Source organism: Meridianimarinicoccus zhengii, from assembly GCF_003254465.1.
In the GTDB taxonomy this organism is placed as follows: domain Bacteria; phylum Pseudomonadota; class Alphaproteobacteria; order Rhodobacterales; family Rhodobacteraceae; genus Meridianimarinicoccus; species Meridianimarinicoccus zhengii.
On the sequence record NZ_QDFI01000010.1, the window covers coordinates 50,950 to 76,411 of the forward strand.

Below are 25,462 nucleotides of genomic sequence, written 5' to 3' on the forward strand. Positions count from 1 at the left end.
CGCAAGGTGTCGCGGGACCGGAAAGCGTCACTCGATGGTCAGGCCGCGCGCGGCGCCCACGGTCTCGTTCCAGATCGTGGTGCAGTTCGGATCGACCGCGTTGCAGGTGTCGCGCCAGATCGGCAGAACCACGGTTTCCGCGACCTCGGCGATGGCGGCCTGGTCCTCGGCCGTGATCTCGACCAGTTCCATGGAAAACGGCTTGTGTTCGGTACATTCACCGCCCGTGCTGCACGAGATCGCGTCGCCCGTGGCGTTGATCGCCAGACCCCACATCTGATCCTCCATCGCCGCGAAGGTTTCGGTCAGCGCCGCCTGTTCCTCGGGCGAGAACCGGTTCCACGCGTCGAGGTTCATCAGGTGCCCCTGCACCGACCCTGACACCGCCAGCGGCAGCAGGTGGGTCGTCACCTCGGGCCAGTTGCCGGTGTTGGCGGAGGTCGGCGAGGTCACGCCGCAGGACACCACGCCCCGCTGCAACGCCGGATACACCTCGGAGAATTGCAGCGTCACCGGCGTCGCGCCGAAATGTTCGATCATCGCGGACATGGACGGGGTGAAGGACCGGATGCGCAGCCCTTCGAGATCGGCGAGCGTCTCGATCGGCGCGTTGCAGAAGAACACCTGCGGACCGAAGGGCCACAGCGTCAGCACCTTGGCGTTGAACTTTTCCTGCAACCGCGCATCGAACGCTGCGCGATAGGCATCCACCGCCTCGCGCAGGTCTTCCATGTTCGTGGACACCCCGATCAGGTCGATGCCCTCGAAGAACGGATCGTCGCGTGATGCCATCCCGATCTGCACGGACATCACGTCGAAGATGCCCGACCGCAGCATCCGGAACGCATCCTGCGCCTGCACGCCCACGACGTCCATCGGGTTGTAGTTCACGGCAAGATCGACACCGGACAGCGCCCCGAGTTCCGCGAAGAACGCGCTTTCGATGCCGACATGCTTCTGGTTCTGCGAAAAGTTTCCGGCCACCCGAAGCGGCGCCTGCGCCACCGCGGCCGACGCCACGACCAAGGCCGCCGTTCCGGCGAGCACGACATTTTTCAACATGACATCCATCCCTGCTTTGTATTCATTTTTGGACTGTGCTTCAGAACGGCGGGCCACGGAAGCCTGTTGATGTGGCATGGGTCGCGTTTCCGAAGCGTGAGCCATGCATCGGTCCCAAATCAAGGCGAACATGCCAAAAACGCTCATTAATGCATCAATAATTGAAAGATGAGTGCAAGAATGCGGTCCACCAGCGCAAACTGGCACTGTTCGGGACACGCGCGGAAGGGTATCAGGATATGGAAGACCGCGCAGGCACATGCCGCGTAACGGTTTGTCCAATATGGAGGTCACGCAAGGTATGCATGCAAAAATGCCAGAAGCTGCGTTCGATGCGCCCGAGGCCGTGCCGCACGGGTCGCCGGTACGGCTCGGCATGCTCACGCCGTCGTCGAACACGGTGCTCGAACCCGAGACGCAGGCGTTGATGGCACCGCTCGGCGCGACGGCCACGGCCCATTTCGGACGTTTCAGGGTGACGCAGATCGGGCTCGATGGCGCGGCGGACAGCCAGTTTCAGCTCGACCCGATCCTGGACGCGGCGGATCTTCTGGCCGATGCGAAGCCCGACCTGATCGCGTGGAACGGCACATCGGCCGCGTGGCGCGGCTTTGACACCGATCACAGACTGTGCGCGGCCATCGCGGATCGATCCGGGGTGCCTGCCACGTCGTGCATCCTGGCGCTCAACGCGGCGATATCGGCGCTTGACGTCAGGCGGCTGGGGCTTGTCACCCCGTATACCGCGGATGTCCAGCAGGCCATCGCGCGCAATTACGCGGCCCACGGTATCGACATCGTGGCAGAGGAACATGCCGGGCGGCGCGACAATTTCTCGTTCAGCGAACTGTCCGAAGACGACATCGCCGGGATGTGCCGCAAGGTCGCCGCCGCGCGCCCCGATGCCATCGCGGTCGTCTGCACGAACATGCGCGGGGCACGCAATGCCGCGGTCCTGGAGGCGGAACTGGATATCCCGATCCTCGACTCCGTGGCAGTCACGTTGTGGGGCAGCCTGCAGCGCACCGGCGTGTCCACCTTGCCCCTTGGCCGTTTCGGCCGCCTGTTTTCGCTGACACCAGACTGGCAGACTGCGCCATGACCGACGCGCCCGTCACCGGCCCGCGCACCGCGGATAGGGCCGACAGCCTGCACGCTCGGCTGGTGGCGGGCATCCGCGACATCATCGTCCGCGGCGAACTGCCGGATGGAACGCGCATTCCCGAGGCGGCCCTGTGCCAGCGGTTCGCCGTGTCCCGCACGCCGCTGCGCGAGGCGCTGAAATCGCTCGCCAGCGAAGGGCTGGTCACATTGCGCCCCAACCGCGGCGCGGTGGTCGCGCCGCTCGACCCCCCCGTGCTGGCCGAGGTTTTCGAAGCGAAGGGGGCGCTGGAGCGGTTCATCGGGCTGGCCGCCGCGGACCGCGCGGACAGGACCGACATGCAGGCTCTGGAGTCGCTCCATGCGGACCTGTGCGCGGCGGCGGCGATCCGCGATGCCGATCTCTACAGCGATGTGAACGCGGCTTTTCACGAGCGCATGGCGGATGCGGCCGGGAACAGGCAGGTCCGCCAGATCTATGCCACGTTGCAGGCGCAGGTGCGGCGGGCCCGGCACGCGGTGAACCACGATCCCGCGCGCATCGCGGCATCGCTCGCGGAACACGAGGCAATCATGGCCGCACTGCGCGTGCGCGCGCGGCTTGATTTGTCCGAACGCCTTGCACAGCACAACGCCGCAACCGCGCATGCGATCCTCGCACAATTCGGGACCGCGCAAGACGGGGACGGCGCGCGCAAGGGGTGACCACTGTCACCACGTGCAACGCCGGGTCGGAGCCTGCGCACATGCCCGCCGCGCGGGCGGCATGCCGCGCGCAGGACCCTGGCGTCCCGCTCCGGCCCCGGACCGGGACGGCACGCTTTGGCACAAGTCGGGTATAAATGACTTTCCGTAAGGTCATGATTCGCCTTAGCGTTGCATCAACGAAGCCGGTGCACGCCGACCCGCGCAGCATCGGCGGATGACGGGGGGACATCCATGGCACGGGCCATCGCATCGGCTGACCTCGCAACGCGGGACGATGGCTTCCGGATAGTCTTTCACTCCATCGGCGGCGCGGCGCCCGGCAATGCCGCGGCCATCGCAATCGGGCTCGGCGTGCCGGTCACCCCGGTGATGGAGGCGCTCTATCGCGCGCCATCGGTTCTTGTGGACGGGCTGAACGCCGAGATCGGCGAACGCATGCGCGCGCTGCTGACCGACATGGGCTGCCGCGTCACGCTCGACCCGATGACCGCGCCGCTGCCCGCACCCGCCCCTCTGCAGGACGCGGCACTGCACATCACGGACACGGCGCGCTATGGCGCGATTACGTCGGCGCTGGCCGAATTCCTGGGCACGCCCGGGGAAGACGCGGCCCGGCTGATCGCCACACCGCCGGGGATCGTGCTGGGCGGGGTCAGCCCGGCGACGATCGCGGCGCTGGCCGAACGGATCGGACCGGGCGCGGACCTTGTGGCCTCCGACCCGGCGCACGCCCTTTACGACCTGTTTCTCGGCCCCTGCGACGGGATCACCCGGTCGCGGCTTTTCAGCGATCTGCGCCGCGCGGGGTTCAAGCCGCTGGCCGATGCAGGCTGTATCCTGACCGGGCTGACCAAGACACAGGCCGATGCAGTCTGGGCGGCCCATGGGCGGGTGCGCGACCTGCGCGTGGTGAACCGCGATTTCCTGCGTTTCGACCTGGTGCTGACCGGCGGCGCACCGTCGCCCGCCGCGACCCGCGCGCTGATCGAAACGGCGGGCATCCCGGCCCATGTGGTGCCGCGGCTGTTCGACGAAGGCGAGATCACCGTGATGGAGGCCCTGCTCCATGCGGACATGGCGCCGGCGATGGAACGGTTGACCGCAGCGGGGCTGGAGATCCGCGCGGATCTTGTGACCTTTCTCCATCTCGGCGTCGATATCGTCGCGGCGCAACATCCGCGCGCCTTGCGCGACACGCTGAAGGCCATCGGAATCGAAACGACGGAAAGCGACCTGCGCCGCCTGCCCTACCGCCTTCCGTGGCGGTTGCCGGAACTCCAAGCGCGGCTGCTGAGGGACACGCTGGAGGCGGCAGGTGCGCGAACCGAACTGGTGGACGTGACGGACACGGAGGCGCATCCATGACCGGGCAGACCCCCACCCGGCCCGCGGCACGCGGGCACGGGCTGCATGTCGGCATCGCCGAGGCAGGCAAGCTTCGCGCCCTTGCGGGCGACCATGCCGACGCCCTGCGCCATTACCGCGAGGCGCTGCGGCTTGCACAGGCCGCCCGTGCGCCCGAGGTGTTCTTTCGCCACTACACCCAGTGCGTGCTGGAAAGCCTTGAACAGACCGGTGCGCATGACGAGGTGATCGCGTTCTGCGAACAGGCGCTGGACCATTACGCGGCGCAAGGCGCGACACTGACCGTACATCGCCGCGACCGCGCGGCGTTGCTGGAACGGCTTGCGCTCAACCGCATCAAGGCCGGCCGGGACGAAGACGCCCTCGCCCCGCTCGACGCTGCGGTGGATCTCGTTGCGGCGGGCGACCTGCCGGTGGCGCGCACGGTGCGCGACTGGCTGCGCCGCGGCATGCGCCCCGACCCGCGCCGCATCACCGAATTGCAGGCGAAGCACGGCTATTACGCCGTCACCGCCGACCGGGTGGAACCCAACCGCGCCATCGCCCTGCCCGACCGCATGAAGGGACATGCCTCCGCCACGATCTGACACGCGACCCGCCACCCAGCTCCGCGCTGCCGACCAGAGGAAAAGCCGATGCCAGATATCGAAGACATGACACCGGGCCAGGTGCTGGCCGAAGCGAGCGTCGCGGATTTCATCAAGGCGCTCGGCCTGTCCATCGCCGAAGCGCAGAAGGCGCTGGACGAGAACTCGGTCAACCAGATGGGCGAATTCATCACGCCGCGCGAAGGGCTGGGTGGCAAGTCGCTGCTGGATATCGGGCTGATGCCCGCCTTCTACCACTACCAGCACGCCGACATCACTTGTTCCATGCAACTGTCCCTGCGTGTTGAAAAAAACATCGGAGTGGGCGTCAATATCGGCGGGTCGTTCAGCGATACGACGACGTCGAGCGACAGTTCGACGACGTCGGAGACCAGCACGACAAGCGGCAGCACGACCGCCACCAGCACCCGCAGCGCCGAGGTGCGCATCAACGTCGCGAGCACCGGGGCGCTGACCGTGGGCGGGGACAGTTTCAGCCTGGCCGGCGACAGCCCGCGCGCGCGGATCGAGGCGCTGTCCGACGCGATCCGCGGGCGAGACGATATCACCCGCGCCATCCCGATCCAGGAATGCACGCCCATCGACCCGGTGCCGACGACATCCGCACCCGCCGAACAGGTGGTCTGCTCGCCCAATGCCGTGGCCTTCGTCGGCGGCGGGTTCGAGAACGGGCTGATCCGGATCGACCGCAACCCGACCGTGGCGGGGTCGCCGGAAAACTTCCGGCTGAACGGATCGCTGACCGTCCCGGTCAGCCGGGTGACGGGCACCGACGCGGCGGCCAAGCTGCAGTATGCCACCGACGTGGCCGCGGCGATCGAAGCCACGCCCTTCACCGCGCGGCTGCTGGAGGCGGGCAAGCCGCACCTGCGCATCCTGTTCGACGTGGACAAGGCGTTCATCCGGTCCGAGTTCGACAACCGGCTGCGCAATTTCGCGGGCTTCCTGCGCGCGACGGGCCTGACCTGCAACGTCAACGGCTATGCGAGCACGACCGCCAGCGACAGCCATAACCGCACCCTGTCCGAGAACCGCGCGGCGGCGGTGCGCAACCGGCTGATCGCCCATGGCGTGCCCGCGGCGCAACTGCCCACCAATTCCTTCGGGGAGGATCGCTGGCGGGCCGAGGGCGTGCCGGACGAATACGAAAGCCAGCCGCACCGCGTGGTGGAACTCGTGCCCGATACGGACGACCATTTCGTCTGGGTGGACGGTGACGCGTCGAACCAGCTCGACGGGGTGACACCAGACCAGTTGGGCGGCAACGACAGCGGCGACAACGGCTGGGTCTATGTCTACGACGCGCTCGGGCTGTCGGGGTTGAACGGCGAGACCGTCACGATCAAGGGCCAGAGCTTTCCGCTGTCGGGCACAGCCGCGGGCGGCCACGCCGCGGACAGCGCCGAAGCCTTCGCCCGCAACCTCGCCACCGCGGTCAATGCCAACGCGTCGGTCGGGGTGGAGGCATCGGCGGCGGGCAACGTGACCAACCTGTGCAATGAAGGCGACAGCTTCCGGATGATCCTCGTCACCTCGTCCAGCCGCGACATCGCCCTGTCGGGCACGTCGGGCATCACCGTCACCACGGCCTTCAGCCGCACGTCGTCCTCCACAGGCACGCGGGAGAATACAGGCAACCGGACCGTGGCCATCGGCGCGTCGGTGGACGTGCGCTACGGGCGGCAGTTCGAGATGAACGTGACCGGCAATTCGTCGATCTCGGCCCGGCTCGTTTCGATCCCGGCCCCGCCGCAATTCCTTGAGACGATCAAGGAATTCCTCGACACGGGCAGCGGGGGCTAAGCGGTGGCCGAGACACCCAAAGTCGCGCGCTCGCTGCTGTCGGCCCCCCTGCCCGACATCATCCAGCGGCTCGGTATCGCCATCGCGCAGGCACAGTACGCGCTCGACCGCAACTCGGTCTCCATGGCGACCGAGATGGCGGCGACGAAGGTCGAGATCGGCGGCGACGAATACAACCTGCTGAGCCTTGGCTTCGTGCCGTCCTTTTACAGCTTCACCGAAGCCACCGTCGAGGCGAAGCTGAGCTTTTCCATGACCGAAAGCACCGAAACCTCGGTCAATGTCGGGGTGCAGGTGGGCGGCGGCACGCCGTTCTTCATGGCGGCGGCCAGCGTTGACGTGGGCTATGCGCGCAAGTTTTCCGTCAGCGCCGAGGGCATGTCGTCCATCGCGGCGCGGCTGGTCAGCCTGCCGCCGCCCGAGATCTTCACCGACCTTCTGAAACGCAAGTTCGAAACCGACGTGGTGTGACCCGCGCAACCAAGAGCCATCGAGAGGAGAGTTGAACCATGAGCATCGGACAGGAACTTCTCAACGTCCCCATGGGCGACATGATCCGCCAGATGGCCTTCGCCATCGCGGACGGTCAGACCAAGCTGGACGAGAACTCCATGAACACCGCCGAGATGATGGGCGGCCTGACCACGGTCTACGACGAAAAGGGCAATGTCAGCTTCGACGACAGCCGCGTGTTCTTCGGATACGAATACATGACCCTGGCCGAGGCCGTATCCTACGCGATCATGGACGACGCGATGACCGGCACGCTCGACGATGACGAGGCCAATTCGCTCTTCGCGATGGTCAAGAAGATCGCCACCACATTCGGCGTGACAATCGGCGGCACGCGCGGATCGCCCACGATCCCCAACACGGACGTGAGCAAGCCGGACGGCACCACCGTCAAGGCTCCGGACCTGGAAATCCGGATGCCCACCCGCATGTCCATGATGGAGCTGGGCTTCGCGCCGACGTTCTACCAGTTCGTGGACACGATCATCGAGGTGAAGATCGCCATCAAGATCACCCGCGACCGCAGCTACACGCGCACCCGCACGAACAAGGACAGCTCGATCGATAGCGCCTCCAAGCGCAAGCGCAGCTTCTGGGGCACGTCGCGGGCGTCGAGCTATTCACGCAACGTCGCCACGTCCCAGGTCGATGCGACCTATTCCAACCGCTACAGCTATTCCGCGGAGGGCGCGTCGATCCTGCGCACCAAGATCATGCCGGTGCCCGTGCCGACCGCGCTGGAAGACCGGATCCAGTCCTTCATCGAAACCGAGGAAGCCCGCCGCGAAGCAGCACTCGAGGCACGCAGGGCGGCCGACGCGCCGGATGGCGATTGATCCCCTTCGCCCCCCGCTAACCCGTCCCGCGAAAGGAATCCGCGATGTCCGTCAGCACGGAAATGGTCAACACGCCGTTCCCCGAAATGGTGCGCGCCATGGGGATCGGCATCGCCGAGGCGCAGTACGAACTGGACCTCGTGTCGCTCAAGATCGCGCGCATGATGGCGGGCTACATGCCCGACCCGGAACCGCGGCCCGGCGAGGACCCACCGCCCGCGCCATCCGGCCCGCCGGAGCGCACGATGCTGGTCAAGCTGGGGGACGGTCAGGAATACTCGCTGCTGGAACTGGGCTTCGTGCCGACGTTCTACCAGTTCGTGGACACGCTGATCGAGCTGAAGCTGTCGATCTCGGCCACGCGCGAGACGGAGACGAAGCGATCCTCGACGGTGGTCAACGCGTCGGTGTCGGGCAAGGTCGGCTTCTTCTCGGCCTCGGCCAAGATGCGCTGTTCGGTCGTATCGGCGTCCTATTCGGCGAAATACCAGTACTCCGCCGAAGGCTCGTCGCTGATGCGCACCAAGCTGGTGCCGGTGCCCGCGCCCGCGATCCTTGAAGAACGCATTCGCGCGATGATCACCGCGACCACCACCGACGATGACGACGACTAGGACCTGACCGATGCGCCGCCGTTCGTGGAAAGACCTCGACCGACCTGCCGCACCGGCGCCCCCCGGGGCGCCACGGGCCGTGGCGGGCACGGCGCATGCACCGGGACCGGGCGATCTGGCGCAGGCCGCGGCGCTCGCGCCCGACAGCCGCCTGAACAGCTTGCTGGCGGAACGCCGCGCGCTGGAGGATCGGTTGCGCAACCTCACCGGTCTGCCCGGCCAGCAGGGCAGCGGCGATCCGCACCGCGACGCGCGCTTCCACGTGCCGAGCTTCGCGGAACGGCAGGCCCAGATCCGCGCGTGGGAAGCCCAACGTCAGGCCCGCGCCGGACAGGCTGCCCGTGATGCGCAAGGCCGCTGGGGCAGCCGCATCGGTGCTCGGCCGACAAGCGGACAGGGCGCCGATCTGCCAGATCCGGCCCTGCCCGGACCGGCATCGGGGCTTGGGGCGTCGGGTCTCGGCACAGACTTCGCCGACCGCACGGCAGCCTTGCGCGACAGGATCGCAGGCCGGTCGCGCCGCACGCGCGAGAGCCTTCTGGACCGGCCCCGCGCCGCCACCGCGCAGGTCGATGCCATCGGCCGTCCCTTGCGGAACATCGGCGACCAGTTGTCCGACCAGACCCGGCAACTGGACGAGATGGACCGCAAGCTCGCCGCCGAAGGTGTGAGCGAGGCGGAGCGCGACGAGATCCGCCGCGCAGTTAAGGGTGACGAGATCAAGAAGGTATCGGGCATCATCGACCGCGCGAACACTGCCCTATCCGCGCCGAAGAAGGCCGTGGAGCGCATCGACCGGGCCTGGGCCGCGCGCGAACGCCAGATCGCCGGGCCGATGGACCAGGTATCAAGCTACGCCGCGACGCGCGACCGGCGGCTGTCCACGGACACCGGCGGGTCGGGGGACCTGTTCGAACGAATGCAGGCGAACCGGCTGTCGGCCCTGCGCCGCCGGCAGACGGCACAGATGCAGGACCGCCGCGACGAACGGCGACGGGAACGGGCCCGCGAACGGGCCGCCGAACGCCGCGACGCGGACGCATGAGACAGGCAGAGCACGATATGGACACGCCATGAGCGACGACGGGAAATTCATCGCCGACACGCTGGAAAGCGTCATCGTGGGCATGGCCGAAAGCCTGCGCGAGGCACAGGAGGAATTGTCGGAGGCCGCACCGCTCGACGCTTACGGGCGCCCCGTGCCGCAATACCGCATTCCCCATCTCGACTTCGAGATCGGATTCAAGCTGGTGACCGACACCAAGTCCGGCGGCGGGATGCGCGTGATCTTCGGCGAGACCACCGACCGGACCCGCGACGTGACCTCCACGATCTCGGGCCGGTTCGTGGCCGTGCCCCCGGGCGAAGGACTCCCGCTGCCAGTGCTGACGCTGGAGATCAAGGGCACCGGCAACACCCGCGACATCACGGTGACCGCCGCCACCTCGGCCGGGGAACTGCTGTCGGGCGCGCAGGTGGAACTGAACGTGGACAAGGGCGCGAGTACCGCGCTTTCCGCAGCGGCGGGCGTTGCTGCACCCCGGCTCGACGGACAGGTGAGCTTTGGGCGCGCGGTGGTGGAGACGAACGAGACGGGGATCGCCACGACCACGCTGACCTTCGGTTCGACGCTGCAACGCGCCGCCGTCGTCGTGATCACGGCGGAACTGGGCGGCGAGACCGTGCGCGTGCTGACCGGGAAGGATCTGTGACATGGCCGACCTGATCCTGCGTGCCCGGCTTTTCGACGACGGCGACAAGCCCCTGCAAGGCCACGCCGTCACGGTCGAGATGTTCGACCTGTCCTCGGGCAACTGGCGCTCGTTCGTGGAGGCGCGCACCGACGCAAAGGGGGTGATCGATACCCGCTTCGACCTTGCCCGCCTGAGCGTCGGCAAGCTGGGGCCCGCGCTGCGGCTTGTGGAACCGGGGGCGCCAGCCCGCGTCCTGTCGCCCGGCCCGATGCTGAGCGTGACAGGCCGCGCGGGGGACATTCTTGCCGATTTCGGCGAGGTAGAGCGGCTGGGCGATACCGGCTTCGACCGGCTCGACAGCGGCGGCGCGACACGCGACACGGTGGCGGGGCTCGCGCGCAAGGCGGGCGTGCCGCAGACCAACATCCTGCGCAATGTCACGCTCAACCCGCGGCTCGGCAGCGTCATCGGCAGCACGTCGGCGCAGCCCGCCCCGGTGGATGCCGCGCGCGACACCGTGGCCCGCGCAGAGCTGGACCCCGGCATCGCCGCCGAGATCGAGACCATGCGCGCGATCAACATCGACGCCGCCGCGAAGCTGACCGAGAAGGACCGCATCATCGCCACGCGCGAGCATGAACTGGGGCTGAAGACCGCAGCGCTCGACGACGCGCTCGCCCGCGCGACCGTGGCCGAGGACCGGCTCAAGACCGCCGAGACCGCGTCGATCGGCAAGGAAGCCGATATCCAGACCGTGTTCACCAACATCGGCGCCAAGCTGGGCGAGACGCAGACGGTGCTGAAGACCGCGAAAAACCCGTTCCGCATCGGCAATATCCGGGTCGACCTGAAGGGTGCGCTGGCCGAGGACGGCAAGATCGTGCTGGGCGCGGATCGCGGCGACGGGTCCGGGCTGTCGGTGGACATGACGCCGGACAGCGGCACGCGCAGCGATGCGACCGTGACCGTGCCCGACGTGACCGGCCTGACCCTGTCGGCGGCACGGCGCGTTCTGCGGTCGGTCGGGTTGCGCATCGAGACCGCGACACAGACCATGAAGCCCGACGCAGCGGCCCATGGACAGGCCCTGCGACAGACCCCGGCGGCGGGCAGCCGCGACCCCCATGGCAGCACCGTTCTGGTCGTGTTCGCCAATGTCCCCGACGCGTAGGAGCACGCCATGAGCACGCTGAAGAACCTGATCGGCGACATCGTCGCCTCCCCGCTCGGGCAGGTCATCGCGCAGGTCGGCCAGGGCGTGGCCGATGCGCAGATGGCGCTGGACGAAGCGTCGCTGGCAAAGGTGCTGGAGATCTACGGCGAAGGCGACGACGAGGCGCTCGCGCTCTTGCGGTCCATCGGTTATCGCCCGACCTTCTACACGCTGCCCGACACCACCGGGGAGGTGCGCGTGGCGCTGCGTATCGGCAACGGGGCGCAGGGCGCGGGCAACGCGCGGCCGGTCAAGGCTGCACCGGCGACGACGATGGCCACGCTGCGCGCTGTCCCGGCCCGCGCGGGGCTGTCGGCTCTGTCCGCAAAGATGTACGCCGCCCCGGTGGATGCCGCCTATGCCAATGCCTATGGCTACCAGGCGGATATCGCGGCGAAGCTGACCTTCCGGATCGTGCCCGTGCCGCCACCCGACGGGGCCGACGAGTTGCGCATCGTGCCCGATGTAACGGGCCGTGCGCCGAATGCAGCACGCACGGCGCTCGACGCGCTCGGCCTTGGTGCGATCCTGCGCGATGCCGATGGTGTCGCGGTCGAGACACCCGCGGACACCGATGTGGTGCTGGACCAATCGCCTGCCGGGGGGGCGATCCTGCGGCTCGAGGACGACGTGACGCTGCGCATCGGCGCGCCCGACTGACCGTTTCCATCCCGCGCGAAAGATTTCCGGCCCTCCGAACCGACACGCTGCAGCGTGCTTGCGCGATATCGAAAAAGGTGCACGCGCAGGGTGCCAGCGCGCCCATTTGCATGCATAGTCCCGACATGGCCGGTGCGCCTCGGTCCTGCCGCGCGAAAGGAACAGCATGCCCCGTCTTCTTGTCCTCGCCTTCCTCCTCTTGCCTACCTTCGCCGCGGCGCAAGGGACACCGCCCGCGGCTCCGCGCGTGACCGTCGCCGCCGCCGTGATGCAGGACGTGGTCCAAGATGCGAGCTTCATCGGCCGGGTCGAGGCGGTGGACACCGCCGCCATCGTGCCCCGCGTGTCGGGTTTCGTGCGCAAAATCGCCGTGGCCAACGGGGCGGCGGTGCAGGCCGGCGACCTGCTGATCGAGGTGGAGCCGGACCAGTATGCCGCCACGGTCGCCATGCGCCGCGCGGAACTGTCCAGCGCCCAAGCCAATCTCGCGCTGGCCGAGGTCGAGCTTGCCCGGCGCCGCGAACTGGTCGCGCGCGCGGCGGTGGCCCAATCCGAACTCGACGTGGCCGAGGCCAACGCGCAGGCCGCCGAGGCGGCGGTGCAGGCGGCGCAGGCGGCGCTTCGCATGGCAGAACTGGATTTGGGCTATACACGGATCACCGCGCCCTTCGACGGACGGCTTGGGCGCCTGAATGTCAGCCTTGGCGAACTGGTCGGGCCGAACACCGGCGCGCTGGTCACACTGGTCCGCGAGGCGCCCGTATTCGTCCGCTTCTCGCTCGACGAGCGGCAGTTCTACGACACCGTGGCGCAGGTCGCGGAGGATGGCGAGGATATCGGAACCACCGCGGCGCGGCTCGACGTGACGCTGCGCCTGCCCAACGGCGCCGAATTCGCCGAGACGGGCCGGATCGCGTTCGGCGACAACCGAGTCGATCCGGCGACGGGGACGCTGGCGGTGCGGGCGGAGTTCGAGAACGCAGACAGGGTGCTGGTGGACGGGGCCTTCGTGACGGCGCGGCTGGCACAGCGCGAACCGGTTCCCATGCTGACCATCCCGCAGGCCGCGGTGCAACGCGACCAGACCGGACCGTTCGTGCTGGTGGTCGGGTCCGAACAAACCGTCGAACAGCGCCATGTCGAAACCGGGCGGCAGGTCGGCACCTCCGTCGTCGTGACCGAGGGGTTGCGCGAAGGCGAGGCGGTAATCATGGAAGGGCTGCAACGGATCCGCCCCGGCGTACCGGTCGAGGCCGTGTTCGCCGGCAGCGGGAACTGAGCGCATGTTCTCGTCGATCTTCATCTCGAAGCCCAAGATGGCCATGGTCATCTCGCTGGTGCTGGTTCTGCTGGGGGCCATCGGCTACGTTTCGCTGCCCGTGGCGCAATTCCCCGAAATTACGCCGCCCGTGGTGTCGGTCAGCGCAAGCTATCCCGGTGCCAACGCCGAAACGGTCGAGGCGACGGTCGCGGCCCCCATCGAGGCACAGGTCAACGGCGTGGACGGCATGATCTACATGTCCTCCACCAGCGACGACAATGGCGGCTATTCGCTGAGCGTGTCCTTCGCCGTGGGCACGGACCCGGACATCGCGGCGGTCAACGTGCAGAACCGCGTGGCGCAGGCGATGGCCTCGCTGCCGACCGAGGTCACGGATGGCGGCGTGGTCACCCGGAAGGCATCGACCAACATGCTGCTGGTGGCCGTGCTGGACAGCCCCGGCGGCACCCATGACGAGGTGTTCCTGTCCAACTACGCCTCCATCAACCTGCGCGACGCGCTGTCACGCGTGCCGGGCGTGGGCGAGGCGACGGTGCTGACCGATTTCGCCTATGCCATGCGGATCTGGCTGGACCCGCAGCGCATGGCGAGCCTTGGGCTGACGCCGGGCGATATCGTGGCCGCGATCCGCGACCAGAACCTGGAGGTATCGGCCGGGCAGATCGGGTCGCCCCCGGTGCCCGGCGACCAGCAGTTCCAGTACACGATCACGGCGCAGGGCCGCCTGACCAGTGCCGCTGAATTCGGCAACATCGTCGTGCGCAGCGGGACCGAGGGCGGGCTGGTGCGGATCCGCGACGTGGCGCGGGTGGAACTGGGGTCCAGCTTCTACAGCGCGTCGGGGCGGTTCAGCGGCAACCCGGCGACGGTGCTCGCCGTCTACCAGGCGCCGGGCGCCAACGCGCTCTCGGTGGCGGGAGGCGTCAAGGCGGAACTAGACCGCCTGTCCGAAGCCTTTCCCGACGACGTACGCGTATCCGTGCCCTATGACAGCACGCTCTTCGTGGAACAGTCGCTGAATGACGTCATCGAAACGCTTGTCATCGCCTTCGTGCTCGTGATCTCGGTGGTGTTCCTGTTTCTGGGCAGCTGGCGCGCGACGGTCATTCCGGCGGTGGCGATCCCCGTGTCGCTGATCGGCACCTTCGCGGTGCTGATGGTGCTGGGCATGTCACTGAACACCATCTCGCTCTTCGCGCTGGTGCTGGCCATCGGCATCGTGGTGGACGACGCGATCATCGTGGTCGAGAACGTCGAAAGCATCATGGCGCGCGACCGGCTGCCGCCCGCCGAGGCGACGCGCAAGGCCATGGTGCAGATCACCGGCCCGGTGATCGCCACCACGCTCGTGCTGCTGGCGGTGTTCGTGCCGGTGCTGTTCATGCCGGGCATCACCGGGCGCATGTTCTCGCAGTTCGCCATCACGATCTCGGCGGCGGTGGTGATCTCGTCGATCAACGCGCTGACGCTGTCACCCGCGCTCTGCGCGCTTCTGCTGCGACCGCGCAAGGGGGCGCTGACGGGGCCGCTCGCACTGTTCGAACGCGGTATCGACGGGGTGCGCGCCGGTTATGTGGCACTCGTGCGGCGCGTCGCGCGGGTGGCGGTCGTCAGCGTGGTCGCCGTCGCGGGGATCGTCGCGGCGCTCGTCGTGCTGACCGATCGCGTGCCATCCGGTTTCCTGCCGGACGAGGATAACGGCGTGATCTTCGTCGATGTGCAACTGCCCGACGCCGCATCGCTGAGCCGGACCGAAACGGTGTCGCGGCGGCTGGAAGAGCAGATTCTCCAGATCGGGGGCGTGGCCGACACGGTCCTTGTCAACGGGTTCAGCCTGTTGGGCGGTTCCGGGTCCAATGGCGCCATGATCATCGTCACGCTGGACCCTTGGGATGCCCGCACCACCCCGGCGACCCGCGCATCGGGCATCTTGCGACAGGTGTATGGCATCGCGGGGCAGGAAGCGGCCGCGAGCGTGCTGGCCTTCAACCCACCGCCCATCCCCGGCCTCGGCATGGGGGCCGGCGTGGACATGATGGTGCAGCAGACCGGCGGGGGCACGGCGCAGGATCTCGCCGCGGCGGTCGGCAGCCTTGTCTATACCACGAACCAGCAGCCGGAAATCGCGCAGGCCTATTCGACCTTCCGCGCCAACGTGCCGAAATTCTTCGTCGACCTGGACCGCGACAAGGCGCAGACCCTCGATGTCGCCGTGCGCGACGTGTTCGCCGCCCTTCAGGCCTATATGGGGTCGTTCTACGTCAACGATTTCAACCTTTTCGGGCGCGTCTACCGGGTGATGCTGCAAGCCGATGGCGATTTCCGCACCACGGTGGACGATATCGGCGCGCTGCATGTGCGGTCGGGAAGCGGCGCGATGGTCCCGCTTGGCACGCTGGTCGATGTGGAAAACGTGCTCGGGCCCGTACTGTTGAACCGCTACAACATGTTCCGCGCCACGACCGTGACCGCCGTCCCCGGTCCCGGCTTTGCCACTGGCGACGCGATCCGCGTGCTGGAGGAGCAGGTCGAGACCGCCCTGCCCCCGGGCTTCGCCTTCGAATGGACGGGCACGGCGCTGCAACAACTCGAAGCCGGGGGGGCGGTGCAGATCATCCTCGGGCTGGCGGTGCTGTTCGGCTACCTGTTCCTGGTGGCGCAATACGAAAGCTGGACCATGCCGGTGGCGATCTTCATGTCCGTGACCGTGGCGCTGCTGGGGGCGGTCATGGCGGTCTGGATCGTCGGCGGAGATCTCAACCTCTATACCCAGATCGGGATGATCATGCTCATCGGGCTCGGGGCCAAGAATGCGATCCTGATCGTCGAATTCGCCATGGAACGCCGCGCCGAGGGCATGGACCGGGTCGCGGCGGGGCTGGAGGCCGCGAGCCAGCGGTTCCGCGCCGTGATGATGACGGCCCTGTCGTTCCTGCTTGGGGTCGTACCGCTTCTGATCGCATCCGGGGCCGGCGCGGCAAGCCAACGTGCACTCGGCGCGGCGGTGTTCGGGGGCATGCTGGCCGCGACGGTGGTCGGGCTGATCCTCGTCCCGCTCCTCTACATGGTGCTGCAAGGCCTGCGCGAACGGCTCAAGGGCGGGCATGCTCCGGGCACGTGACCCATCCGTCGGCATCCTCTGAAGGCAGGCTGAATGTGGCAGTGGGCACTGTGGCAAGCAGCGCAAGCCATGGCAGGACTAAAATCGTCAGGCCGTGGCAGTCATCGGGTCCACATGCCTTTCTTCCATCCAACCCGCCGGGAGTACGCGTGCCCTGTGTGGAACATCCTGTGCACAATGGGCGCTGGTCCGAATCAACAGGCGGACATCACGACCACACAAAAGATGCAATTTGAAGCCACAATTTTACGAGGTCGACCCAGACCCAAAACACACCACCAAAAGTGGAAATATTCCCGCAAGGGATGTATTATTTCTCCTTTAGGTTGCATTTCAGGAAAAACGCCGTCGATGTGAAACAAAACATTGCGATGTTGCAATGTAAGCATCACGCTATCGTCAGAAAGCCAGACATGACCTTCGGCGCGAACTCCTTGCCTTGTGCACCGGCGCCGGGCGCAAGTCTGTCTTTCGGACAACATCAGTAATTAAAGGGAGCGGTCTCATGAAGAGATTGCGCAGGCCCGTTGTTTTCGCAGCGGTTTCAATCGGCGTGCTTTCTTGCGGCATCGCACAGGCAGCATCCATCACGGCATGGAATACCGGAAACGTGGATGTCGGGGACAACCCGGCTGTCATCGGCGACACGGGCTTCAGCGTCGTCTATGACCGGGCGTTTCCGGCTGCCGGCGCAATGAGTAACGGGCGTATCGCCTTCACTCCGCCCGAGGCCGTCAGCCCGGGCATCAAGGTCCAGCCTGAAAGCTACTCCCGCGGGGTCGACCTGAGCGGTTGCCTCATGACGAGCAACCCGGGCGCCGTCTGTACCAGCCCTTTCCAGAGCGGCAAGCGGATCAAGCAGCAGATGACCGGGCTTGGACCCGTCGATCTCGTGTTCGATATCGCCAATGATGGAACGGAGTCGACCTATCAGGTGTTCCATCGCCTGATAAATCTGACCGGGCAAGACCTTGACGGTTTCAAGATCGAGCTTGGCTTCGGGATCGGGTCCGATTTCACCGCGGCAACCAGCGGCGACAACCTGATGTTTTCGACCGGGTTCGCGGCCATGCCATCCGGCAGCGGCCCCGCATCGACGCAATACCCGTTCGGCCTGTTCGGCGAAGCCGCCGACAACCCGAACTTCACGCTCGACGGGTTTTTCGAACCCGAGCGGACGGGGTTCGTCGACATCTTCGATGATGCCACAAGCCCGACCGTCCTGGCGAGCGACGGCTATTTCGGACCCTATCCCGAATACTTCGGCAACTGGCTTTCGCAAGACGACGTGCCGCTGGGCGCGTTCTGGGACGATGACGGCGACCCGACCACCGATGCCTTGCTGATGGCATGGTTCACGGGTGGCGTTTGGGAAGCCCGCCGCGCCGTGGACGGTGATGAAGCCATCAGCATCGCACCCGAGACATTCGATGACTTCGACGCACTGGTGGCCGATCTCGGGCTCGGTGCGGCGCTATTTCAGGACGACATCGAGGATCTGGCGAACCTGAACGTGAACTTCGCGATCCAGCTTGGGGATCTGGGTGACCGCACGTCGTTCACGCTGCGTGCCACGGTATCGCCTGCGCCGGTCCCGCTGCCGGCCGGCGCACCGCTGCTCATCGGTGCGCTTGCCGGTCTCGCCGCGCTCCGCCGCCGGTGGATGCAAAGCGCCTGAACGCACGACACGAAGACTGTGCAATCCGGCTCTGGCCGGGTTGCACGTTTCAATCCATGTGCCGCTATCACCTATGAACAAGACGGATCGGGACGACCGCCGACGGATCGATGCAAGGGCTGCGCACGGCATGCCATCCCATCACCAAGTCAACCCGCGTGTATATCGCCCACGGTCAGCACCGGGGAGGCATCGATGGCGTCAGCGTCAAGCATCGCCGCGACCCGTTCGAGCGAGGCGACAAGCTGCGCCTGCTCCCAGTCCTCCAGCTTGAGGAAAGCGTTGACATAACGCTGCTGCAAGGCGTCCGGGGCGTTGTCCACGGTCGCGCGGCCTGCCGGGGTAAGCGTGACGTCGGTCTGGCGGCGATCCGTTTCGGACCGGACGCGCACGACCTGACCCTGCGCCTGCAACTTGTCCACCAGCGCCGTGATGGTTCCCTGGCTCAACCGCATCTGCGTGGCCAGTTCCTTGGGCTTGGCACTGGCCCCCGGCTTGCCCGCGATGATCTGCAACACCCGCAACTGTGACGAGGTCATTCCCACCGATGCGGCAAGCTTGCGCGCATAAATCTCCGTCGCGCGCAGGATACGGCGCAACGCGATCAGGCTGGCATCAAGCCGGTCGGGTCCGATCTCGCTCATACCGCAATCATACGCGGTGCATGCCGATGCTTCAACAATCAAAGGGCTCTCAGCCATGCTTTGGATACTGAAGCAACTGTATCTCGCCAGATTCGCGTTCAGCATGCAAAGCCATGGTGAAAACTGCGATTCCCTGTCAACACTACGTTCGAAAATTAAGCGCCTTGAAAACTGAACAGGCTCATGTATTTTGATAGGCGAAGAAATAACCCACGGAGCACCCATGCCCAAGGACAGCCTGGAACAGGACAGCAAGGACGCCGCGTCGCGGTCGATCCGTCTGCGCAAGCCAACGGCCGAAGACGGATCGGACATCTGGCAGCTGGTGCGCGACTGCGCGCCGCTCGATGAAAATTCCATGTATTGCAACCTGATACAGGCGGATCACTTCGCCGACACCTGCGTCGTGGCGGAACGCCACGGGCGCATCGTCGGTTGGGTCTCCGGGCACATGATCCCCGGCGAGGACACGCTCTTCGTCTGGCAGGTCGCCGTCAGCGCAGAAGCGCGCGGCATGGGCCTTGGCCGTCGGATGCTGAGCCATCTCGTGGCGCGGCCCGAATGTCGCGCGGCACGCCAGCTAAAGACGACGATCACCAAGTCGAACGCCGCGTCCTGGGCGCTGTTCCGCGGATTCGCGCGCCAGCTTGGCGGCGATCTCAGCGACGAGCCGCATTTCGAACGCGACCGACACTTCGACGGCGCGGCCGCGACCGAGCACATGGTCACGATCACCCTGCCGCGGGTTCAGACCCGCCTGCGCGTGGTCGCCTGACCCGGTCCACCGCCGCCGATCCCTCCAGAATTTGCCGAAAGGACACCCCATGCCCAAAGACATGGCAACGACCGACATTTCCGTTTTTACCCGCCGCGAGAGCGCCGCGCGTTCCTATTGCCGCGGCATGCCCGCCATGTTCGCGCGCGCGAACGGGTCGGAACTGTTCGACACCGACGGGAACCGCTACATTGACTTTCTCGCCGGTTGTTCATCGCTGAACTACGGGCACAACGACCCGGACATGAAGACCGCCCTGATCGATCACATTACGGGCGACGGTATCGCACACGGGCTCGACCTGCACACCAACGCCAAGGGCGATTTCCTGTCCGCGTTCGAAACGCACATCCTGGCGCCCCGCGGCATGGATTACCGGGTGATGTTCACCGGCCCCACAGGCGCCAATTCGGTCGAGGCGGCGATGAAGATCGCGCGCAAGAAAACGGGGCGCACCAACATCATCGCCTTCACCAACGGCTTTCACGGCGTGACCATGGGGGCGTTGGCGGCGACCGGCAACGGCTACCATCGCGGCGGTGCGGGCATGGACACGTCCGGCATCACCCGCGTGCCCTTCGACGGCTATGTCGACGGAATGGATTCCGCCGACCTGCTCGACAAGATGCTGTCCGACAACTCGGGCGGCATCGATGCCCCGGCGGCGATCCTGTTCGAACCCGTACAGGGCGAAGGCGGCCTGAACGCGGCATCCCCCGAATGGATGCGCAAGATCGCCGACATCGCCAAGCGCCACGGCGCGCTGCTGATCGCGGACGACATCCAGTCGGGCTGCGGGCGCACCGGCACCTTCTTTGCCTTCGAAGAAGCGGGCATCGAGCCCGACGTCATCACGCTGGCGAAATCCATCTCGGGCTTCGGCCTGCCGCTTGCGCTGACCCTGATCCGTCCGGAACACGACATCTTCGGCCCGGCCGAACATAACGGCACGTTCCGCGGCAACACCCATGCCTTCGTGACCGCGCGGGTCGCCATCGAGAAATTCTGGTCGAACGACACGTTCCAGAAGGACATCGCGGTCAAGGCCACCATCGTGACCGAGGCCCTGCAACAGATCGCCGACATGGTGCCGGGTGCGTTCCTGAAAGGGCGCGGCATGATGCAGGGCGTCGATGTCGGCACGGGCGATCTTGCCAGCGCCATCTGCGCGCGCGCCTATGAAAACGGGCTGGTGATCGAGACATCGGGCAATGAAGACCAGGTGGTCAAGGTGCTCGCACCGCTGACGACGCCGCCGGAAATCCTGCGCGAGGGCCTCGGCATCGTCGTGCAGGCCGCGCGGGACGTGCTGGCGGACCACACGAAGATTGCTGCGGAGTAACCCAGATGATTGTACGCGACTTTCACGCCCTCAAGAACACGGACCGCAGCGTATCCAATGCCCGGTGGAACTCGGTGCGCATGCTGCTGGCCGATGACAAAATGGGCTTTTCGTTCCATATCACCACGTTGGAGACCGGGTCGGAGCACACGTTCCACTACAAGAACCATTTCGAGAGCGTCTATTGCATCTCGGGCAAGGGTTCGATCACCGACCTCGCCACCGGCGAGACGCACGAGATCCGCCCCGGGGTGATGTACGCGCTGAACCTGCACGACCACCACACGCTGCGCGCCGAGGAAGAACTGGTGATGGCCTGCTGCTTCAACCCGCCCGTGACCGGCAACGAAGTGCACCGTGAAGACGGGTCCTACGCGGCACCCGGGGAAGACGCGGCCTGACATGACCCTGACCGTGGAAAAGATCGGCGGGACAAGCATGTCCCGACTCGACGAACTGCTCGATACGCTGTTCATCGCCGGCGGCGCCGACAATGTCCGCTACGGGCGGGTGTTCGTGGTGTCTGCCTTCGGCGGCATCACCGACCTTCTGCTCGAGCACAAGAAATCGGGCGAACCCGGTGTCTATGCACGTTTCACCGCGGATGGCGGGCATGAATGGCACGAGGCGCTGACCCGGGCCGAAGAGGCGATGGTCGCCGAACAGGACCGCCTTCTGGCGCATCCGGCAGACCTGCAACAGGCCGGTGACTTCGTGCGCGACCGCATCGATGGCGCGCGCAACTGTCTGGTGGACCTTCAGCGGCTGTGCTCTTACGGGCATTTCCGCATGGAAGAACACCTGCTGAAAGTGCGCGAGCTGCTGTCTGGGCTGGGCGAGGCACATTCGGCGCTGGTCGCGTCGCTGCTGCTGCGCCGGGCCGGGGTGAATGCGCGGCTGGTGGACCTGACCGGCTGGCGCGACCAGCGCGACGTGGATCTAGAAGAGCGGCTTCAGACGGCGATGGAGGGCGTGGACACCGCGACCGAGATGCCCATCGTCACGGGCTATGCCCAGTGCCGCGAAGGTCTGATGCGCGAATTCGACCGGGGCTATTCCGAGGTGACGTTCTCGCGGCTCGCCGCCCAGATCGGCGCGGACGAGGCGATCATCCACAAGGAATTCCACCTGTCCTCCGCCGACCCCAAGCTGGTGGGCGCCGACAAGGTGCGCAAGCTCGGCCGCACGAATTACGATGTGGCGGACCAGCTGGCGAACATGGGGATGGAAGCGATCCACCCGCAGGCCGCGCGCGTGTTGCGCCGGGCGCAAGTGCCGCTTCGCGTGACGAACGCGTTCGACCACGAAGACCCGGGCACCCTGATCGATGACGAACCCGCCGACACCGCGGCCGTGGAGATCGTCACCGGTCTCGACATCATCGCGCTGGAGCTGTTCGAACAGGACATGGTCGGCGTGAAGGGATATGACGCGACGGTGCTGGACGTGCTGACACGCCACAACGTGCGGATCGTGTCCAAGGTGTCGAACGCCAACACGATCACCCATTACGTCGATGCGACACCGAAGGTGATGGCACGCGTGGAAAAGGCGCTGTCGGATATCTACCCGTCGGCCCGCGTCACATGGCGCGAGATGGGGATGGCGTCGGTCATCGGACGCGATCTTGATGGCCTTTCGGTGCTGACGCGGGGTCTTCAGGCCATCGCGGCAGCGGGAATGGAAGCGATCGGCGCCACCCAGGGTCCGCGCAACGTGGATGTGCAGTTCATTCTCGACCGCAAGACGCTGAAGCCGGTAATCGCGGCACTGCACGACGCGTTCATCAGCGGCAAGGCCGCGCCCGCCCTGCGGGTCGCCTGATACGGCGCCGCGCGCCCGCACTGACGGGCGCGCGGACGCATCTCGGAAACATTCCCGCTTCCGGGGCATCGGCCATGCGTGTAATGCGCGGGCATGGTCCAAAACCCCTATGACACCGCCGGTTTCCACGACACCGCCATCGCCGCCGGGCGTCACCGCGCCATCGTCGGCGGACGATGGGACGAAACAGGGCGCGCGCAAATGGCGGCGCTTCTGGCTGCGGGGCTGCAGCCGCACCACCATCTTCTGGATATCGGGGCGGGTGCGCTGCGTCTGGGCTGCAAGGCGGTGCCCTATCTCGATCCCGGCCATTACTGGGCGACCGATGCCTCGTTGCCGCTCCTTCGCATCGGGCGGGAGGTCGAATTGCCCAACCCGACGCGCCTGACGGCGGACCACCTGATCGCCGATGCGGCCTTCGACTTTCCCGGCGTGCCGGACAGCATCACCCACGCCATCGCATTTGCCCTGTTCCCGCATCTGCCCATGGCCCATCTGCGCCGGGCGCTCACCAACCTGCGGCGCTTTCCGCGGCTGGAAATGCTGCTGTTCACCGTTTTCCTGGCCCCCGATGCCGCCAGCGCAGCCCGCCCGTTGCGACAGCCGGACGGCGTCGTGACCCACGACATCCGCCCGCCCTATCACCTGCTGGAAGCCGACCTGCACCATTTCGCGGTGCAGACCGGCTGGCATCTCACGCGCAGCGCCACTGTGCTGCCGCGCGGACAGGTTCTGTTCGCCGCCACGCCGGCCTGAGCGTCAGTCCGCGATGGGGTCCAGCCCGGCCTCGATTCGGTCGCGATGCGGCTCGTACCGCGCGGGCAGTTTCAGTGCCGTGCCCAGTTCCGCCGGGTCCTCGTCGCGGGCGAAGCCGGGATCATGGGTCGCCACCTCGAACAGAACGCCACCCGGCGCGCGGAAATAGATCGCGCGGAAATAGTCCCGGTCGATCACCGGCGTCACCTCGTAGCCCGCATCGACCAGCGCCGTACGCACCGCGACATGGGCCTCGGCATCCTCGACCGCGAAGGCGATGTGGTGGATGGACCCCGCCCCCTGCCGCGCCGGTGCATCTTGGGGCCGGACCTCGATGTCGATCACATCCGCCGCGTTGCCGCCAGGCACACGGTAGCGTGTCAGCGCACCGTCCTGCCCCGCGAGCTCGTAGCCCATGAAGCCCAGCAGGTCCGCCGCGCCCGCCCCGTCGCGCAGGCGCATGCGTGCGCCGTTGAAGCCAAGGATACCCTTGTCCGCGGGCACATCGCCGCCCGTCCACGGCACCCGCCCGCGCGCATCGGCCTCGACCAGCGCAAGCCCCTCGCCGTCCGGTCCCTCGAAATCCAGCCGCGCCGCGCCGAAGGCCATGCCTTCGGTCAGCCCGGCCACGCCCCGCGCTGCAAACCGCTCAGACCAGTAGTCCAGCGCCCCCGGGGGCACGGCGAATTCGGTGATCGTCACCTCGCCGGTGCCACGCCGCCCGCGCGGCATGCCGCCGAAGGGAAAGCTCGTCATCACCGATCCCGGCGTGCCCGTCCCGTCACCGAAATAAAGGTGATACACCTCGGGCGCGTCGAAATTCACGGTCTTCTTGATCCGACGCAATCCCAGCGTGCGGGTGTAGAACCCGTTGTTGTCACTCGCATCACCCGCCATCATCGTGATGTGGTGGATGCCCTTGATACGGCCCGTGATCGCGTCGCCCATGGTCTGGTCTCCGGAATTCTTGTGTGTCCTGTCAGGCGAGATGTCGGCCCGCGCGGGGCCCAGATCAAGCACGACGTCCGACAACCGACCCGGCGCGACGCGTGCCGCCCTGCACATATCCCGGCCCCGGCAAGAAGCCGTCCACGACCCGCCCGCGCGCCGCGAACGGGACGTGGCCTGTCCATTTTCTTTTCATTTCGGTTGCTTACGCGGGTTTCTGTGCCTTGTCCGTAACCCTTACAGCCGCCGGCGCTGCGCCCTGTTGCGACCCTGATCGTTGTCGCTATCGTGCGCGTGTGCACTGCGCCTGTGTCGCAAAACGGAGGAACGAATGGCCAAGGCAATCCACAGCATGATCCGCGTACTCGACGAGGGACGCTCGGTCGATTTCTACCGCCGCGCCTTCGGGCTGGAGGTCGCGGACCGGCTGGATTTTTCCGGCTTCACGCTGGTCTATCTCAGCAATGACGAGACGGGGTTCGAGGTCGAACTGACCGTCAACAAGGACCGTACCGAACCCTATGACCTTGGCGACGGATACGGGCATCTCGCGGTGTCGGTCGCCGATCTCGACACCGAACACGCGCGGTTCGAAGCCGAGGGGTTCAACCCCCGCAAGCTCGTGGAATTCGCGCCGGATGGCAAAAAGATCGCGCGTTTCTTCTTCGTTGCGGACCCGGACGGCTACCAGATCGAGGTGCTGGAACGCTCGGGCCGTTTCGCTTGACACCGGGCGTGGCCTCCGCGCCGGGGGCCGCGTGTGCCGTGCGGCCCGCCTCCGGTCCCGGCAGGCAGGCGAAGTGTGCGGCGGTATCGGCCCCCCGTTCGGCACACAATCCCCGGGCCATGCAAGATACCCGCCGGTGCGCTTTTCCAGCGGGGCCACGCCCCTTGCGTGACTGACCGTTGCGGGAC

Annotated in this window: 24 protein-coding genes; 21 read left to right on the plus strand and 3 right to left on the minus strand. The window is 66.6% G+C overall.

Features of this window, described 5'->3' with window-relative positions; genetic code table 11:
* Positions 1-27: 27 nt before the first annotated feature.
* Complete coding sequence (locus DDE13_RS05150; protein ID WP_111402179.1) at positions 28-1,062, minus strand: TRAP transporter substrate-binding protein; 1,035 nt, start codon at positions 1,060-1,062, stop codon at positions 28-30.
* 313 nt (positions 1,063-1,375) lie between these two features.
* Between DDE13_RS05150 and DDE13_RS05155 the strand changes: the two genes are divergently transcribed.
* The 15 genes from DDE13_RS05155 to DDE13_RS05225 all read left to right on the plus strand — a co-directional run bounded on the left by DDE13_RS05155 (position 1,376) and on the right by DDE13_RS05225 (position 18,258).
* Positions 1,376-2,164 (plus strand): maleate cis-trans isomerase family protein, encoded by a 789-nt coding sequence (locus DDE13_RS05155; protein WP_111402119.1) that lies wholly within the window; start codon positions 1,376-1,378, stop codon positions 2,162-2,164.
* Positions 2,161-2,868: a GntR family transcriptional regulator gene (locus tag DDE13_RS05160; RefSeq protein WP_111402121.1), complete on the plus strand. Its 708-nt coding sequence runs from the start codon at positions 2,161-2,163 to the stop codon at positions 2,866-2,868. The genes DDE13_RS05155 and DDE13_RS05160 overlap by 4 nt, the downstream gene beginning before the upstream one ends.
* Positions 2,869-3,102: 234 nt before the next feature.
* Positions 3,103-4,236 (plus strand): hypothetical protein, encoded by a 1,134-nt coding sequence (locus DDE13_RS05165; RefSeq protein WP_111402123.1) that lies wholly within the window; start codon positions 3,103-3,105, stop codon positions 4,234-4,236.
* On the plus strand, positions 4,233-4,823 hold the full coding sequence (locus tag DDE13_RS05170; protein ID WP_111402125.1) for a peptidylprolyl isomerase: 591 nt from the start codon (positions 4,233-4,235) through the stop codon (positions 4,821-4,823). The genes DDE13_RS05165 and DDE13_RS05170 overlap by 4 nt, the downstream gene beginning before the upstream one ends.
* 48 nt (positions 4,824-4,871) lie before the next feature.
* Entirely contained in the window at positions 4,872-6,647 is a 1,776-nt protein-coding gene (locus DDE13_RS05175; protein ID WP_111402127.1) for an OmpA family protein, read from the plus strand.
* Between the two features lie 3 nt (positions 6,648-6,650).
* On the plus strand, positions 6,651-7,118 hold the full coding sequence (locus DDE13_RS05180) for a hypothetical protein (RefSeq protein ID WP_111402129.1): 468 nt from the start codon (positions 6,651-6,653) through the stop codon (positions 7,116-7,118).
* Positions 7,119-7,156: 38 nt separating this feature from the next.
* Positions 7,157-7,996, plus strand: coding sequence for a hypothetical protein (locus DDE13_RS05185; protein ID WP_222626034.1), 840 nt, complete (start codon positions 7,157-7,159; stop codon positions 7,994-7,996).
* A 44-nt stretch (positions 7,997-8,040) separates the two neighbouring features.
* Entirely contained in the window at positions 8,041-8,610 is a 570-nt protein-coding gene (locus DDE13_RS05190; protein ID WP_111402131.1) for a hypothetical protein, read from the plus strand.
* 10 nt (positions 8,611-8,620) lie between these two features.
* The gene (locus DDE13_RS05195) at positions 8,621-9,655 is read left to right on the plus strand and encodes a hypothetical protein (RefSeq protein ID WP_111402133.1); all 1,035 of its coding nucleotides are present in this window, start codon (positions 8,621-8,623) and stop codon (positions 9,653-9,655) included.
* Between the two features lie 28 nt (positions 9,656-9,683).
* Positions 9,684-10,322 (plus strand): hypothetical protein, encoded by a 639-nt coding sequence (locus DDE13_RS05200; protein WP_111402135.1) that lies wholly within the window; start codon positions 9,684-9,686, stop codon positions 10,320-10,322.
* Between the two features lies 1 nt (position 10,323).
* Entirely contained in the window at positions 10,324-11,475 is a 1,152-nt protein-coding gene (locus DDE13_RS05205; RefSeq protein WP_111402137.1) for a PASTA domain-containing protein, read from the plus strand.
* Between the two features lie 9 nt (positions 11,476-11,484).
* Positions 11,485-12,177 carry a PASTA domain-containing protein gene (locus tag DDE13_RS05210; RefSeq protein WP_111402139.1) on the plus strand — a complete coding sequence of 231 codons (693 nt, stop codon included), beginning with the start codon at positions 11,485-11,487 and terminating at the stop codon, positions 12,175-12,177.
* 166 nt (positions 12,178-12,343) lie between these two features.
* Positions 12,344-13,456, plus strand: a complete 1,113-nt coding sequence (locus DDE13_RS05215; RefSeq protein ID WP_111402141.1) for an efflux RND transporter periplasmic adaptor subunit — start codon at positions 12,344-12,346, stop codon at positions 13,454-13,456.
* 4 nt (positions 13,457-13,460) lie between these two features.
* Complete coding sequence (locus tag DDE13_RS05220; protein ID WP_111402143.1) at positions 13,461-16,580, plus strand: efflux RND transporter permease subunit; 3,120 nt, start codon at positions 13,461-13,463, stop codon at positions 16,578-16,580.
* A gap of 610 nt (positions 16,581-17,190) precedes the next feature.
* The gene (locus tag DDE13_RS05225; RefSeq protein ID WP_162630865.1) at positions 17,191-18,258 is read left to right on the plus strand and encodes a VPLPA-CTERM sorting domain-containing protein; all 1,068 of its coding nucleotides are present in this window, start codon (positions 17,191-17,193) and stop codon (positions 18,256-18,258) included.
* Between the two features lie 149 nt (positions 18,259-18,407).
* Here the strand turns inward: DDE13_RS05225 and DDE13_RS05230 are convergent, their stop codons facing one another.
* Entirely contained in the window at positions 18,408-18,902 is a 495-nt protein-coding gene (locus DDE13_RS05230; RefSeq protein ID WP_111402147.1) for a MarR family winged helix-turn-helix transcriptional regulator, read from the minus strand.
* 223 nt (positions 18,903-19,125) lie between these two features.
* Here DDE13_RS05230 and ectA point away from each other — a divergent pair, with 223 nt between their 5' ends.
* The 5 genes from ectA to DDE13_RS05255 all read left to right on the plus strand — a co-directional run bounded on the left by ectA (position 19,126) and on the right by DDE13_RS05255 (position 23,599).
* On the plus strand, positions 19,126-19,677 hold the full coding sequence (ectA, locus tag DDE13_RS05235) for a diaminobutyrate acetyltransferase (protein WP_111402149.1): 552 nt from the start codon (positions 19,126-19,128) through the stop codon (positions 19,675-19,677).
* 49 nt (positions 19,678-19,726) lie between these two features.
* Positions 19,727-21,019 (plus strand): diaminobutyrate--2-oxoglutarate transaminase, encoded by a 1,293-nt coding sequence (ectB, locus tag DDE13_RS05240; RefSeq protein WP_111402151.1) that lies wholly within the window; start codon positions 19,727-19,729, stop codon positions 21,017-21,019.
* Positions 21,020-21,024: 5 nt separating this feature from the next.
* The gene (locus tag DDE13_RS05245) at positions 21,025-21,420 is read left to right on the plus strand and encodes an ectoine synthase (protein WP_111402153.1); all 396 of its coding nucleotides are present in this window, start codon (positions 21,025-21,027) and stop codon (positions 21,418-21,420) included.
* Between the two features lies 1 nt (position 21,421).
* A complete protein-coding gene (locus DDE13_RS05250; protein ID WP_111402155.1) occupies positions 21,422-22,843 on the plus strand; it encodes an aspartate kinase in 1,422 nt (473 codons plus the stop codon).
* 93 nt (positions 22,844-22,936) lie between these two features.
* Positions 22,937-23,599 carry a class I SAM-dependent methyltransferase gene (locus tag DDE13_RS05255; RefSeq protein ID WP_111402157.1) on the plus strand — a complete coding sequence of 221 codons (663 nt, stop codon included), beginning with the start codon at positions 22,937-22,939 and terminating at the stop codon, positions 23,597-23,599.
* 3 nt (positions 23,600-23,602) lie between these two features.
* Here DDE13_RS05255 and DDE13_RS05260 read toward each other — a convergent pair whose 3' ends face one another.
* A complete protein-coding gene (locus DDE13_RS05260; RefSeq protein ID WP_394340283.1) occupies positions 23,603-24,547 on the minus strand; it encodes a ring-cleaving dioxygenase in 945 nt (314 codons plus the stop codon).
* Between the two features lie 331 nt (positions 24,548-24,878).
* Between DDE13_RS05260 and DDE13_RS05265 the strand changes: the two genes are divergently transcribed.
* Entirely contained in the window at positions 24,879-25,274 is a 396-nt protein-coding gene (locus DDE13_RS05265; protein WP_111402159.1) for a VOC family protein, read from the plus strand.
* Positions 25,275-25,462 lie beyond the last annotated feature (188 nt).

What these genes read in the sequence shown, in the direction of transcription:
- DDE13_RS05150 (WP_111402179.1), bottom strand. Translation starts at nt 1,062, where the DNA reads ATGTTGAAAAATGTCGTGCTCGCCGGAACGGCGGCCTTGGTCGTGGCG.
- DDE13_RS05155 (WP_111402119.1), top strand. Translation starts at nt 1,376, where the DNA reads ATGCCAGAAGCTGCGTTCGATGCGCCCGAGGCCGTGCCGCACGGGTCG.
- DDE13_RS05160 (WP_111402121.1), top strand. Translation starts at nt 2,161, where the DNA reads ATGACCGACGCGCCCGTCACCGGCCCGCGCACCGCGGATAGGGCCGAC.
- DDE13_RS05165 (WP_111402123.1), top strand. Translation starts at nt 3,103, where the DNA reads ATGGCACGGGCCATCGCATCGGCTGACCTCGCAACGCGGGACGATGGC.
- DDE13_RS05170 (WP_111402125.1), top strand. Translation starts at nt 4,233, where the DNA reads ATGACCGGGCAGACCCCCACCCGGCCCGCGGCACGCGGGCACGGGCTG.
- DDE13_RS05175 (WP_111402127.1), top strand. Translation starts at nt 4,872, where the DNA reads ATGCCAGATATCGAAGACATGACACCGGGCCAGGTGCTGGCCGAAGCG.
- DDE13_RS05185 (WP_222626034.1), top strand. Translation starts at nt 7,157, where the DNA reads ATGAGCATCGGACAGGAACTTCTCAACGTCCCCATGGGCGACATGATC.
- DDE13_RS05190 (WP_111402131.1), top strand. Translation starts at nt 8,041, where the DNA reads ATGTCCGTCAGCACGGAAATGGTCAACACGCCGTTCCCCGAAATGGTG.
- DDE13_RS05195 (WP_111402133.1), top strand. Translation starts at nt 8,621, where the DNA reads ATGCGCCGCCGTTCGTGGAAAGACCTCGACCGACCTGCCGCACCGGCG.
- DDE13_RS05200 (WP_111402135.1), top strand. Translation starts at nt 9,684, where the DNA reads ATGAGCGACGACGGGAAATTCATCGCCGACACGCTGGAAAGCGTCATC.
- DDE13_RS05205 (WP_111402137.1), top strand. Translation starts at nt 10,324, where the DNA reads ATGGCCGACCTGATCCTGCGTGCCCGGCTTTTCGACGACGGCGACAAG.
- DDE13_RS05210 (WP_111402139.1), top strand. Translation starts at nt 11,485, where the DNA reads ATGAGCACGCTGAAGAACCTGATCGGCGACATCGTCGCCTCCCCGCTC.
- DDE13_RS05215 (WP_111402141.1), top strand. Translation starts at nt 12,344, where the DNA reads ATGCCCCGTCTTCTTGTCCTCGCCTTCCTCCTCTTGCCTACCTTCGCC.
- DDE13_RS05220 (WP_111402143.1), top strand. Translation starts at nt 13,461, where the DNA reads ATGTTCTCGTCGATCTTCATCTCGAAGCCCAAGATGGCCATGGTCATC.
- DDE13_RS05230 (WP_111402147.1), bottom strand. Translation starts at nt 18,902, where the DNA reads ATGAGCGAGATCGGACCCGACCGGCTTGATGCCAGCCTGATCGCGTTG.
- ectA (WP_111402149.1), top strand. Translation starts at nt 19,126, where the DNA reads ATGCCCAAGGACAGCCTGGAACAGGACAGCAAGGACGCCGCGTCGCGG.
- ectB (WP_111402151.1), top strand. Translation starts at nt 19,727, where the DNA reads ATGCCCAAAGACATGGCAACGACCGACATTTCCGTTTTTACCCGCCGC.
- DDE13_RS05245 (WP_111402153.1), top strand. Translation starts at nt 21,025, where the DNA reads ATGATTGTACGCGACTTTCACGCCCTCAAGAACACGGACCGCAGCGTA.
- DDE13_RS05250 (WP_111402155.1), top strand. Translation starts at nt 21,422, where the DNA reads ATGACCCTGACCGTGGAAAAGATCGGCGGGACAAGCATGTCCCGACTC.
- DDE13_RS05255 (WP_111402157.1), top strand. Translation starts at nt 22,937, where the DNA reads ATGGTCCAAAACCCCTATGACACCGCCGGTTTCCACGACACCGCCATC.
- DDE13_RS05260 (WP_394340283.1), bottom strand. Translation starts at nt 24,547, where the DNA reads ATGGGCGACGCGATCACGGGCCGTATCAAGGGCATCCACCACATCACG.
- DDE13_RS05265 (WP_111402159.1), top strand. Translation starts at nt 24,879, where the DNA reads ATGGCCAAGGCAATCCACAGCATGATCCGCGTACTCGACGAGGGACGC.